11 protein-coding genes and 1 tRNA gene are annotated in these 13,076 nt (G+C 50.2%); 3 read left to right on the forward strand and 9 right to left on the reverse strand.

Features of this window, described 5'->3' with window-relative positions; translation table 11 throughout:
- Positions 1-16: 16 nt before the first annotated feature.
- The 3 genes from LRP57_RS00180 to LRP57_RS00190 all read right to left on the reverse strand — a co-directional run bounded on the left by LRP57_RS00180 (position 17) and on the right by LRP57_RS00190 (position 2,837).
- Positions 17-640, reverse strand: a complete 624-nt coding sequence (locus tag LRP57_RS00180) for a 3'-5' exonuclease (protein WP_231203894.1) — start codon at positions 638-640, stop codon at positions 17-19.
- Complete coding sequence (locus tag LRP57_RS00185; protein WP_231203896.1) at positions 637-2,529, reverse strand: BCCT family transporter; 1,893 nt, start codon at positions 2,527-2,529, stop codon at positions 637-639. Before LRP57_RS00185 ends, LRP57_RS00180 begins: the two co-directional genes overlap by 4 nt.
- A 218-nt stretch (positions 2,530-2,747) precedes the next feature.
- A tRNA-Ser gene (locus LRP57_RS00190) sits at positions 2,748-2,837 on the reverse strand.
- 172 nt (positions 2,838-3,009) lie between these two features.
- Here LRP57_RS00190 and LRP57_RS00195 point away from each other — a divergent pair.
- Entirely contained in the window at positions 3,010-3,369 is a 360-nt protein-coding gene (locus tag LRP57_RS00195; protein ID WP_231203898.1) for a sterol carrier family protein, read from the forward strand.
- Positions 3,370-3,561: 192 nt separating this feature from the next.
- On the opposite strand, the gene LRP57_RS00200 is transcribed toward LRP57_RS00195, so the two are convergent.
- Entirely contained in the window at positions 3,562-3,828 is a 267-nt protein-coding gene (locus LRP57_RS00200) for a DUF4235 domain-containing protein (RefSeq protein ID WP_231203900.1), read from the reverse strand.
- Between the two features lie 298 nt (positions 3,829-4,126).
- On the opposite strand from LRP57_RS00200, the gene LRP57_RS00205 reads away from it, so the two are divergent.
- The gene (locus LRP57_RS00205; protein WP_231203902.1) at positions 4,127-5,320 is read left to right on the forward strand and encodes a substrate-binding domain-containing protein; all 1,194 of its coding nucleotides are present in this window, start codon (positions 4,127-4,129) and stop codon (positions 5,318-5,320) included.
- 148 nt (positions 5,321-5,468) lie between these two features.
- Here the strand turns inward: LRP57_RS00205 and LRP57_RS00210 are convergent, their stop codons facing one another.
- From LRP57_RS00210 to LRP57_RS08310, 4 genes are all read right to left on the reverse strand, one after another.
- On the reverse strand, positions 5,469-6,788 hold the full coding sequence (locus LRP57_RS00210) for a DUF4921 family protein (RefSeq protein WP_231203904.1): 1,320 nt from the start codon (positions 6,786-6,788) through the stop codon (positions 5,469-5,471).
- A 181-nt stretch (positions 6,789-6,969) separates the two neighbouring features.
- Positions 6,970-7,818 carry an aldo/keto reductase gene (locus LRP57_RS00215; RefSeq protein ID WP_231203906.1) on the reverse strand — a complete coding sequence of 283 codons (849 nt, stop codon included), beginning with the start codon at positions 7,816-7,818 and terminating at the stop codon, positions 6,970-6,972.
- Between the two features lie 115 nt (positions 7,819-7,933).
- A complete protein-coding gene (locus LRP57_RS00220) occupies positions 7,934-9,760 on the reverse strand; it encodes an ABC transporter ATP-binding protein (RefSeq protein ID WP_231203908.1) in 1,827 nt (608 codons plus the stop codon).
- A complete protein-coding gene (locus tag LRP57_RS08310) occupies positions 9,760-11,565 on the reverse strand; it encodes an ABC transporter ATP-binding protein (protein ID WP_231203910.1) in 1,806 nt (601 codons plus the stop codon). The genes LRP57_RS00220 and LRP57_RS08310 overlap by 1 nt, the downstream gene beginning before the upstream one ends.
- Positions 11,566-11,775: 210 nt before the next feature.
- Here LRP57_RS08310 and LRP57_RS00230 point away from each other — a divergent pair, with 210 nt between their 5' ends.
- A complete protein-coding gene (locus LRP57_RS00230) occupies positions 11,776-12,444 on the forward strand; it encodes a hypothetical protein (RefSeq protein WP_231203912.1) in 669 nt (222 codons plus the stop codon).
- Between the two features lie 17 nt (positions 12,445-12,461).
- Here the strand turns inward: LRP57_RS00230 and LRP57_RS00235 are convergent, their stop codons facing one another.
- Entirely contained in the window at positions 12,462-12,878 is a 417-nt protein-coding gene (locus LRP57_RS00235; RefSeq protein ID WP_231204558.1) for an RNA-binding S4 domain-containing protein, read from the reverse strand.
- Between the last annotated feature and the right edge of the window lie 198 nt (positions 12,879-13,076).

Here is a 13,076-nt window from a genome sequence, read left to right on the forward strand (position 1 = left end):
CACAGGGAGAAAAGGTCTACAAAAACCGAATCTCAGTTGTACGGATACGGTTTTGGAGTGCCAGCACAATCATCGCGCATGCCTGAGCATCTGACGTAGCATCATGATGTTTCAACCGAAAGGCAGGGGCCAGCGCTTTTGTGACGGTAGGTAGCTTGTAATTTTGTAAACCACTCACCATTTTGCGTGCGGTCCTATACGTGCAATAAAAATCGGCGGGATAAGTACGAACACCAAAATACTCATCAAGTTCGCGCCACACCTTTGAATCAAAGGTCGCATTATGCGCATATGCCGGCAAACCAGCAACGAAAACCGACACTTCCTGAGCGATCTGCTCCCATGAAGGCGCGTGACGCACATGATGACCAGTGATTCCGTGAATGTCGCTGAACACAAAATAATTCAATTCACGAGGCGGTTTAAGTAACGTCGAAAAAGTATCGATAATTTGACCATCAACCACTTTCACAAGCGCAATTTGACAAGCAGAAGCTCCACTTCGTGAATTTGCAGTTTCAAAGTCAACAGCAACAAATGAAGAAGCTAACAGGACTTCAACGGAGGGTACCCACCGTGACGACGCGCGTCCTAAACTTCGCTGATACGCGCCCTCAAAGTGAAACGGATTGCTCCTCATCCTCGCTCACTTTGCGCCCGTAACTGAAGGTCCTCACGCCGTGGTTCATGCGCGCGAATCTCTTTGACCAAGCACACGGCAACAGCAACCACAACCACAGCAAAAGGCAAAGCCATGACAACCGTTGCACTTTGCAGAATCGGGATACCTCCGGCAAGCAACATAGCAACAGTGAGCGCCCCCGTTGCCACAGCCCAGAAAACACGCATCCACGGTGGCCCATCCACCGTATCTGAAGGATCATCAGCAGAGGCATGCGTTTCTGCCGTGCTTCCATTAGCCTCAACACAGGTATGAAGCGGCATTTTTACCTGTTCCTCTATGCTTTCAGTGTGAGCCGGGGAAAGAGCAGGGTAAGGCGCTACTGCGGCCTCAGACTCACTCAAAAGACCTGCTGTGCAGCTATCCGTACTTTCAGAGACTGTCGATTCCACACAGGCCCCAGTTTTACGTCGAACACGCACATGCGGTTCAATCACAGGGTGACGCATTGATAACTCGCTCATCACCAAAGCCCCAGAATCAGCGCTGGTCACGTAGAACAGTAAGCCCACAATAACCGCTAAAATCACTGCCACAGCACCCAAAGGACGGCTGGACAATAAGCTGAATAACCCTTCCTCGGGGCTTGCAACAACTTGGTGAGCAAATTCCGCGCCAGAGGTTCCTAAAGTGCCGTAAGGGGTCGCTTCACTACCATTACGCGCCAAATCAAGAGCAGAATTCCCGAAAATCCCAACCCACATGACGACATAAGTAAAAGGAATCGTCAAAGTACCAATAACAAATTCACGTAAAGTACGGCCTCGGGAAATGCGCGCAAGGAATAAACCAACGAATGCCGCCCAAGTAATCCACCACGCCCAGAAGAACAAGGTCCACCCATTAAGCCACTCATCTGGACGATCCCACGCATATGTTTCCAGCGACAAGCCAGGTAATGAGGAAAAGAAATCACCAACATTACCAATGACCGCATCAACGAGGAATGTGAAACGCCCCGTGACCAGCACGAAAACAGCAAGAACACCAGCAAGAACCACATTCGCCATCGACAGGAATTTCACGCCTTTATCGACACCCGATATCGCAGACCAGCACGCAGTCGTGACCCCTAAGACCAGTAAGCCAATTTGCAAACCAAGGCCTCGTGGAATACCGAAAACCATTTCAAGACCGACATTGAGTTGGACAATCCCGACCCCCAGCGATGTTGCAATGCCGAACATTCCGCCGACCAGTGCCGCAGCATCGACGATATGACCTAACCAGCCGTTCACGTGCTTACCGAGCAAAGGACGTAGTGTCGCACGTAAAGATAAAGGGAAACCGCGTCGATACGTGAAGTAAGCCAAGGCAAGGCCAAGGATTGTGTACAAACCCCAGCCATGTAAACCGTAGTGGAAAATTGTGAGGACAGCGGCTTGGCGGGCTGCCTCTATGCTTTGACCTTCCCCGACAGGAGGATGCATGTACTGCGTGATTGGCTCTGCGACGGCAAAAAACATGATGTCAGTGCTGATACCTGCAGCAAAAAGCATAGAAGCCCACGAAAAAGTGGAAAATTGGGGACGTGAGTCATCGGGACCCAACCTGACCCGACCGAAACGGCTCCAAGCAAGCGCGATCACGAGGACGAGGACGGCTGTTGCTAAAGCAATGTAGAAACTGCCGAAATGACGGCCTGTCCAGGTGACTGCATTGTTAAAAAAGTTACTTACTTGTGTGGGTGCGCAGATTGCAGCGATCGCAATGCCTGTGATGAGGGCGGCGGCGATCAGGAAAACAGGAAGGTTGATTTCGTTTCTTTTACGTATCACAGTGGGAGGCAGGCCTGCTGGTTCGGGGGTGTGAGTGGTACTGGTGGATGCGGAACCAGGGAAGGACATATCGCCTCCGAAAGTTGGGGACAAGGCACTCAGTTGTTGCAGCCGCTTCACGTGAAGCGAGTAGCAATTCGACTTTGTCTACTCTGGTTCTTCAAAGCAGGGATAGCAAGTATGTGGCCGGTGTGTTACTAAAAAGCCGATGCGCTGGTTGTGCCGGTGTGGGTACGACAAAACAAAACCCCGAGACTTAACTTTTGTTGAAATCTCGGGGATTCTGGTGGCGGTAGCGCTGGGATTTGAACCCAGGGTGGCTGTTACACCACACAGCATTTCGAGTGCTGCACCTTCGGCCGCTCGGACACGCTACCTCAACACGCAATCATACATGAGGAGCGCGTGTACACGCTATTCAGCTGTTAGATTGGTAAAAAGCAGCCCGACCATGCTGAAGCCTGTCATGTGACATGAGGCCACGAAAGCGCTTCATCATGTTGTACCTGTCGAATACAGACACCTGAGCTGCGCGTTACGATAAAACACATGGCACGACGACGAATAAGTGAGGATGCTGGCAAGCGCGCCCTTGCCCTATGGAAACAAGAGCAAGAAGGAACCTTACGTGAGGATCTTTATACGGCAGTCCGATGGGCACTTGAAGAATTGAATCTTTTGTATCCGGGACGAGCCGTTGAAATTCGAGTCCCACCAGCAGGAGCAGTTCAAGCTTTTGAGGGAACAGTGCATCGTCGTGGAACTCCGCCATCTGTTATAGAAATGGACCCACACACGTGGCTCAGGTTAGCCACTGGAAGTCTGGAATGGAACGAAGCATGTGCCACCGGACGGGCACAAGCCTCCGGTGAACGTACAGACTTAAGTAACTACCTTCCGTTCATCTGAAGTTCACGAAAAGCTGAGGCGATTTTAGGCAGGGCGCACCCACAACAAGTACCAGTCAGTCGCGCTCACGCGCCTATGTGACAGCGAAGATCGTGTAACCCTCAAAGGCGCATCCGACTTGGGGATGATTACCTATGCGAGTAAGGGGTACGCCATTTCGCTTTCAACGACAGGGAATAAGCCGATAAGTAATCAGAGAATCAGTGAATCAGTCGTATCTGTCACACGCGAAGCGTACAGTTTCCGTGTGCCTTGCGACGTGTAGTACTGAGCGATTGCGACAACGGCTGCTGACGCTGCAGCAAAAGCAACCACTGTGGCCAAACTCGCGTTCTCATCATCATCACTAGGCACATCTAAACCAGTAACCGCACGCCACCCTATTTCGGCAACTTTACCCGCAGCAATAGCTGTTAACGCCATCGCTCCTGCAGACATGAGTTTCCATCCAAGATCCACGGGCTCTCCTTACTCGATGAAATAACCAAATACGCCTGAACGCAAAATCGCTTTGACACAATCATGCCTTACTTACGTGCTGCGTGCAGGAATCCCGTATGCCGTGACGAAAATCAACGAAGGCTACAAAACACCACATAGTTCAAAGGCGCGGAAAACGCTCCCTAATCATGATCCACGTGGCACTGAATGCAAACAACCGTGCGCTACGAAGCTCACATGCGATGAACCCATAAAATGAACATGAGACGTAGAATGACAGTGACGATCAGTGGAACACAGCATTGTGAAAGGTCGGATGATGCGAAAAAATATGCGGCAACTCAGCTGCGCGACACTCATTCTTGCAGCATGTAGCTTAGCAGCATGTTCATCTGCCACCGGTGGGCTGACATTTCCCGCTGACTCTTTCGGATATTCCACCCCTACACAATCCGGTGAGCAAATGCCACAGGCTCGAAATGCCAGTGACGACTTAAATACACTCCTACGACACGGCACAGGTACCGTGACCGTTGCCTACATGTCAGGTCAGCCACTTCCGGAAGCCCTTGTGAAATTTTTTGAGGAAAACAGTGGTTTTACACTAGTCCAACATCACGCTGATTCCACTGCGGACCTACCAGAACATGTGGATGTCATCGTGGGCGTAGACGACACCGATGCGCAGAAAATTTCCGCTGCCACGAATGTGAAAATATTTTCCGCACAAAGCGCAACAATCGCCGCCGACTCAACGAATACTCACGTGCCAGATGCGCTTGCCTACGGACGTGATGATGTGTGTGTTCATGCTGACACATCTTGGTATTCTGCAAATCGCATCGACATTCCCTCAGGAATTGACTCCTTAACAGATCCTGCACACAGTGGTCGCCTTGTAATTCCTGACCCTCACAGCAGCGCCGAAGGACGTTCATTTGCTCAACTGATCGCGCAAATGAAAGGAACAGATGCCCTCACATGGATATCAGCACTCCGAGGGAATGGCGTAACGATTGCATCCGATATGCCGCATGTACTTTCCGCGTGGAGCGCAGCAGATGTGATTGCAGAATCCTCCTCCACAGCGAATAAACCGCAATCAACAGAAGAACACAGTGCTGCTGCCCCTGCTACTTCATCCGAGGACGCAGATAGGAAGCCGTTAATCGTTGCTGCGCAGTCAGTTGCTGCTGTGAGCCGCGATAACACGGGCACACAAACAGCAGCCCAGGTAGTTTCAGGAACATGCGTGCAGCGGATCGTGCGTGCCTTAGGTGTTGTCACCGATCAGCGGGAAACATTATCCGAAGGAACAGAATCTTTCATGGCTTTTCTGACTTCCCCCGCGGGACAGCGGCTGATCGCTCAAACAGGATGGGTACGTCCCATTGAAGAAGGCCATGTGGAAGCAACACCAGCTCAATGGTTTTTCCCAATTCAAGAGGATGCCGCAGTGCTGAGTGAAGAATTACTGGCTGACCCGGTTGCAACGGTCAAAAACTGGTAAGCACACAAGCATCCGTTACTCATCTGGTTTCTGTTAAGCAGGTGAGTAACGAGGACAGTGTTGAAGGTAAAGCGCGCCCACCTATGGTACGTGCAAAGGGAAAGAGAACAAGGAAACGCCAAGCGCCCTTAAAACCCAGACCTCAACCCTAGTTGCGCAGTAAATCCGGTGATACTCGACATTCCTCACCAATACGCATAGGAGCAATCACACCGGAATCACGCATCTCTAACAGTCGCGGAATAACACGGTCAGCAACCGTCCACGGATCAAGCGTATTTAAGTAAATACGTGTCCCACCCTCAAAACCGGCTACAGTGGATAGCCGCCACTTCAAAAGTATGCGCCAACGCAAAGGAACATCAACATCTGGAGGCCGATGGTACCACTCCTCATTGCAGGCAACCTCAGCCCCTGTCGCAGCGTGTACGGCATGTAACAGATCCGAAACAGCGCGTATGACCTCATCATCACACTCCCACGGATTACGTGGCGCGTGAAGCGGCCACACAGCTAAACCAGGGAAACGGTGACCGAAACCGACAATTGCGACCGCATGATCGTTTTGAGCAACCAGTAACTTACGTGTAGCAGCGACTTTCAAAATCTCATCGTAAATAAGTGGGTCGTGACGTAAACGATCAGCCTCTGCTTGGGTTTGCACAGCATGATCGTCAATCGCCACAAGCTGCTTATGCAGATGATCGAAAGAAGCCCCCGCAGGTTTCAACCAGTTTTGAAAAGCTGCAACATAGCGGACATTCGAGTTCAAATGGTACAGATCCTGCATGGCGCGGATTGTGAAATCTGTGTACTGGTAATGTTCCTCCGGCGTGAGAGTCCCCGAAGAAGCCAATTGTGACGTGTCATCCGCACCGTCAATGTAATGCCGCCGACCAATAATTAAATCGTGGCCGCCAGAGAAAAACCCATTTGCTTGACGCAGCAAATCTGAATCCGTAAGCAGAGCCAAATCCTCATCAGACATGCCGGTTGCTTTCATGCGTGCTCCGACAACCTGCATCACATGATCGTATCCGCGTGACGACGCTAAATACTGTGCCATCCGACGATGCTGCTCCTCTGAAGGAACATGACCGTAGTTCATATGCCAGTAGTTATACGACACGATCTCAAAAAGATTCGGGATACGTCGAAATTCAGCGGTTGTTGTAGCTAATTCTTCCGCAGGCAGACCAGCGAGTTCTTGCCACGTTCCGTCATCAAGGCGGATGCGCCGTGATTTTTCTGGTGGAGTCTCTAGGTAGCGTTCACTGCAAAAAGCGCAATGGTGCCCATCTGACGAATGATCGATAGGATCAGGCTTCGATGAGGCGGTGCTCAACGGACGATTTCCTCGTCCTGGAACAGTCCAAACCTCAGTGCCCGTTAAAAGGTTTCTTTGCTTCACCGTGCCATCAGGTAAACGCTGAATAGCAGAATCGGTTGAAGGATGCGGCGTTGCCATGTCTCTAGTTTATCCACCAAATCTGGAAGTTACCTGAGAAATATCATGAATATACGCACGGAACGCACGAAGCCAAAAGGTCAAGAAATGACAGGGCGTACCCCTTCCGCCTTGCAACAATAAAAACACAAACAGGTGAAAACAGTAACGTACCGGTGCGATTAACCCTGAAAAAGACTGGTTATAAACGATTCATCGTGTCAGGATGTGAACCGGTCCGGCCAGCCTCGCCCTCATCTAATGCGCTGATACTTTCCATATCCTGCTCAGAAAGCTCGTAATCAAAAATCATGAAGTTTTCCCGTTGACGTTGAACACTCAACGACTTAGGGAAAACGACATCACCGCGCATCGTCGCCCACCGTAAAGCCACTTGAGAAGCCGAAGCACCATACTTTTCACCGATACTGGCAAGCAACGGGTCATGAGCAGCACGTCCTCGCGCTAAAGGTGACCATGCTTGCGTCACCATACCCGCATGACGTGCCATATCCCGAACAGCATTATTTGGCAAGTAAGGATGAGCCTCCACTTGACTGACCATCGGCTGAATCTCCGCATGATTAAAAAGAACCTTCAGATGATCTGGCTGAAAATTTGAAACCCCGATAGCTCGCGCCCGACCCTGGTCAAAAAATTCCTCTAAAACTCGCCACGGCATCATGAGGTCACCGCCATACAGCGAGGGAAGGGGCCAGTGAATAAGGAAAAGATCCACATAGTCCGTCCGCAGATCATCGAGGGTCCGCGCAAATGAATCACGAGCACGCTCTGGCTGATGATTCCCGTTATTTAATTTTGACGTGAGGAACACTTGATCTCGGCTCAGGCCTGACTGTTCCCATGCCTGCCCAACCTGAGCTTCATTCGCATACATTTGGGCCGTATCAATATGACGATAACCCAGCTCAATAGCTTGAGAAACCACATCGAATGTGACCTCCGGATCCACTTTATATGTCCCAAAGCCGAGCTGAGGCATCGCAGCACCTGTCGGTAAAAGCACGTGAGGGATAGGGCAGGCCAGCATGAAAAATCCTTTCGCAGGTGGCAACAATTCACCCGTATGCACCCTACCAGCTGAATCTGACAGGTCGCATATGACGGCCCGCGGGGAAGGTGACAGGCCGCCTCACACCGTATCCCTACAGACTTGCCCGATACAGCTGAGCATACGTGCCGTCAGCGTCAAGAAGCTCTTGATGGCGACCCATTTCTACCACGTCACCATCACGCATCACCAAAATAATGTCAGCATCACGAATAGTGGACAGACGGTGAGCAATCACAAAAGCTGTCCGCCCTTGACGAAGCCTGTCCATTGCTTGTTGCACTAAAACCTCTGTACGTGTATCGACAGAAGAAGTAGCTTCATCCAAAATGAGTAAATCCGGCTGAGAAACAAATGCGCGTGCAATCGTCAAAAGCTGACGTTCCCCCGATGACAAGGCATCCGACTCATCTGTGACGTGAGTGTTATACCCATCAGGTAGGTGACGCACCACATGATCGACAGCGGTAGCCCGGGCAGCCTCCACCACATCATCATGCGAAGCACCTGCACGGCCAAAGGCAATATTTTCAGCCAACGTGCCATCAAAAAGCCACGTATCTTGCAAAACCATACCGACATGGCGACGTAAATCATCACGTGAAATATCACGGATATCCACGCCGTCAATGGTGATGCGACCAGAATCTACATCGTAAAAACGCATAAGTAAGTTCACGAGCGTGGTTTTACCTGCTCCGGTGGGGCCAATAATAGCCACCATATGTCCTGGCTCCACACTAAAAGACAGGTCTTTAATAACAGGCTCACCTGGCACGTAGCTGAAAGACACATGATCGAAAACAATGCTTCCGCGGACACGCTGAGGTAAATGTGCGCGAGGAGTATCTGCGCTCATCTCATCTGCGTCTAAAAACTCAAATATGCGCTCAGCACTGGCAATGCCTGACTGCACACTGCTGGCCATTGTCGCCAAAGTCCCCAGAGGATGCATGAACTGGCGTGAATACTGAATGAAAGCCTGCACTCCACCTAAACTCATAGAACCGGCTGTCACCATCAGTCCACCACCGACAGCGATCACCACATACACGCCCGTTGAAATAAGATTCATCAGCGGCATGACAAGGCTCGACACAAACTGAGCGCGCATAGAGGAACGACACAAACTCGCATTAGCCTGCGAAAATTCCTCAGCGAAACGTTCCTCTAAACCGTAAAGCACGGCTACCTCATGTCCGGTAAATGTTTCTTCAACAATTCCCGATAAATCACCGGTAGATTTCCATTGAGAACGGAAATACGGCTGCGCCCTTCGCATAATGAGCGACACAATGAACATCCCCACGGGCAACACAACAAGAGAAGCCACTGTGAGTTTCCATGACATAATGAACATCATGACGATAATGCCGATTACTAACAGGACAGACTGAATAAACTGCGACAAAGTTTGTGACATGACCTGCGTAATATTGTCAATATCATTAGAGACACGCGACATCACATCCCCACGAGGAGTCCGATCTAAATAGGACAGTGACAGCACCTCAATTTTCTTTTGCACCTTGTCGCGTAAGCGCCATCCAGCATTGTGAATAGCGCGAGTAAGAATGACCTGCACCAACCAGCTACTTAAAGCAGACAGCGTGTACACAACGAGGACGAAAAACAAAACATAGGCAAGCCCTGTGAAATCAAAACTACTGGCGAAAGCCTCGTTCTTTTGTGCAGCGCCATCCGTAGCAGCAGCTATCCCTGAAAAAAGGATATCGGTTCCTTTACCGAGGAGACTGGGAGCAGCAACTGAAGATATTACCGACACCAACGTGAAGAACACGACTCCGTACAATCGCCATTTTTCTGGAGCAAGTTCGGAACCTAAACGACGTAAAGCAACAGAAGGATGAGCTGCCTGAGAGGGCAAAGCAGAACCGCGTGAATCTTTTTGAGGAGCCATCACTTATCCTCCTGCCCACTTTGAGAAGCAACGATTTCTTGATATGTCACACATGTGCGTAATAAATCCTCATGCCTTCCCTGGCCCACAATGCGCCCGGCATCAAGAACAACAATTGTGTCGGCATCTTTCACAGAAGCCACACGTTGAGCAACATGCACAATGGCTGCGCCGTGAGTATATTGCGGTAAAGACGCGCGTAACTGAGTATCCGTTGACGCATCTAGCGCAGAGGATGAATCATCGAAAATATACAGGTCACTCTGACGATACAGTGCCCGCGCAATAGAAAGTCTCTGCCTTTGACCGCCAGAAAAATTCTTACCACCCGGTTCAACAATCGCATCAATACCCTCGTCCATACGTGAAACAAATTCGTCAGCACAGGCACCGCGAAGCGCCCAGAGCACACGTTCACGTTGTGCATTATCAGGCTGGGTCACTCCCGAAACAGTGGAAGCGATAGTGCCACTAAATAAGTACGCCCGTTGAGGAACAACAGAAATATGTTGACGTAGGAGCGTCAGCTCAATATCTGTTGTTGGGACCCCATTGACCTTGACTTGCCCTCGGGTAGGATCAATCAGGCGAGGAAGCAGCTGAATCAATGTGGTTTTCCCCGAACCGGTAGCACCGATAATGGCAGTTGTTGTCCCCGGCGCAAACGTAAGTGTGATGTCACGCAACACAGGATTTTCAGCGCCAAGATACTGCACGGACACATGATCGAGGGTGAAAGTCCACGGTTTACGGCCTGCCGATGGGCCTGACAGGAGCAACGAAGGCACGCCCGTTGCCTTGTCAGATAGGTTTTCTACAGGGGCAATATCACGTGGCTGAGATGCAGAAACTACTGAACTATTACGCTCTATTACCTCTCGAATACGACGAGCAGAAATACGTGCCCGTGGAATGGACATAATAATAAAAGCAGACATCATGACGGAACCGAGGAGCATACCCACATAGCTGAGGAATGCGAAAAGTGAACCGATCTGAGTGTGCCCCGAGGCGATGAGGTGACCGCCGAACCAGACAATTGCGACATTTGTCAGCGAAATAATGAATACTGCTGATGGAAAGAGCACAGCAAATAGCAGGCCAATGCGTATAGCAATCTCACGTAAATTGTTATTTGCTTCCAAATATCGTGAGGAAATAAAAGGCTCTCGCACAAAAGCACGAATTACACGGATACCGGATAATTCCTCGCGTATGACGGTGTTCATTGTGTCAATACGGTTTTGTTGACGCTCAAATTGAGGTGCGAGTTTCGTCATAATGAAACCCACGACTATTGACAAAATCGGCACCATAATCAGCAAAATGAGCCACAGATGAAGGTCTTGTCTGAATGCCTGAATGAGCGCACCAATACCCATCAAAGGAGCTTGAACCATGATGACAAAAGACATCATGACGACAGTTTGTATTTGTTGCACGTCATTTGTTGCGCGAGTAATGAGCGAAGGCGCCCCGAAAACGTGAATATCTTGAGCGGCAAAAGTTTGAACGTGAGCGTATAACTTTTCACGCAACCACGCGCCTAAAGACATGGACAGTCGAGCCCCAAGGAATACGGCGATACCGGTAGCGATGCCTTGCGCTGCTGTTAAAAGAAACATGAAGGCACCGAGTTTCCAAATGGCAGTCGTATTGGCAACAGCAACACCTTCATCAATGATGCGCGCGTTTAGTCCAGGTAATTCTAAGGAAGCTAAAGTTGCGGCAATTTGGAGGAAGAAAACGAAAGACACTTCCACCCATCGAGTGCGTAAATACTGCCATACAAGAGGAAAAAGCACGTATATCACCCGCGTATATCACCGTTGTGACGAAACAATAATTCTATGCGCTTATTCTGTAAAGAAAAATCACAGAATCGCAGAGCCTGCTCAATGCTATTGCGAAGTTAGTGTCATTTCCTGATGAAAAGAGCGCATGAGTAGCAAGTCACAATGACCATTCTTTGTACTAAGTTTCCATTGAAGCCGAGGTATCAGTAAAGTCAGAGCATGACATTTGTATCCCGTCGTGCAGCTTTTGGTAACACCCTTGTTGAAATGGGTTTTTGGTACTTGTATTCATTCCTTGCCGCTAAGGAAGAAGCTCCTGAAATTTCTGAGGAATCCCCGGAATTTATTGCGCAGGTACAGCAAAACCTTGAAGACCTTACTCCGGCATTTAATGAGCAAAAAGTTCAGCCGCAACAACGTCAAGAGATCGCCGAAATAATTGCACGTATGCAATATCAGCATGCAGCACGTGAAATTCCTCCGGTAGCCCCCTCTGGCGCAAAAATTGATCGAGTGCGTTCCCGTGTCCTAGGAAATTGGCGTTTGCACAGCACAAAAGGCGCTATTTTATGGCCCCCAACAGCTCGTACAATCGCTGTGCGTTTAGGTGATGGTGCCTGGAATGACGCAATGCGTAAACTTGGTTTCACCGTGTCCTCACGTGGACGCGAACGCGGTGGCCTCCGATTCACGGATGCGGATTTCAAAGCCGCGCTTCAAGAATTTGCTCAAGCTCAAGGACCAGGTGTTTCCCTCACATTCATGAAATACAATGAATGGGCGCAAAAACAGCGTGAACTTGGGCATCTTGTTCCATCATCAGCTACCCTGCGTCAGCGTTTCGTTCGCTGGCCTCATGCCCTCGAAGCTGCAGGGCTATCCCACTAAAAGCAGGATTACCTCGCTTAAGAATTATGAATATGCGAGTCCCATCCGCGCAGACGGTCAAGTTCACGACGTTCCTTCTTTGAAGGGCGGCCAGTACCGCGAGCGCGGGTAGGGACCGCGTACATTCCCATACGCGGACGTTCCACCGATAAATCCTCGTAGCAGAGTCGTGCCTGCGGAGCGCCGACACGTTTAACTAAGAGCTGCTTCACACGAAAAACTTTGTCAAAGCCTTCAACACGTAATCGAACTTCGTCGCCTACGCGGACAGGAGCAGCAGCTTTCACAGTGCTGCCATTGACTTTCACATGCCCCGCCCGCGCTGCCGCAGTTGCTTGTGAACGTGATTTTGCCTGCCGAATCGCCCACAACCACGTATCGACACGTACATGTGGTGTACGCGCGAACACCTGATCGGGTACGCCAACAGGGATAGGACCACCCTGTTGGGGCGATAGGTTTTCAGGCGCATATGCCGGTCGGGTTGACTGTGTCGCTGAATCCTTATCATGAAAAGCAGACATGCTCACGATGGTAACGAACCCTATCGATCACTGCGATATCTGCAGCACTGACAGAAATGATTCTGCGCTGTGTGCAGCGGTAAATAATGGCACCTATCCTATGGCATG

This window comes from Schaalia sp. lx-260, from assembly GCF_021083645.1.
Classification (GTDB): Bacteria; Actinomycetota; Actinomycetes; order Actinomycetales; family Actinomycetaceae; genus Pauljensenia.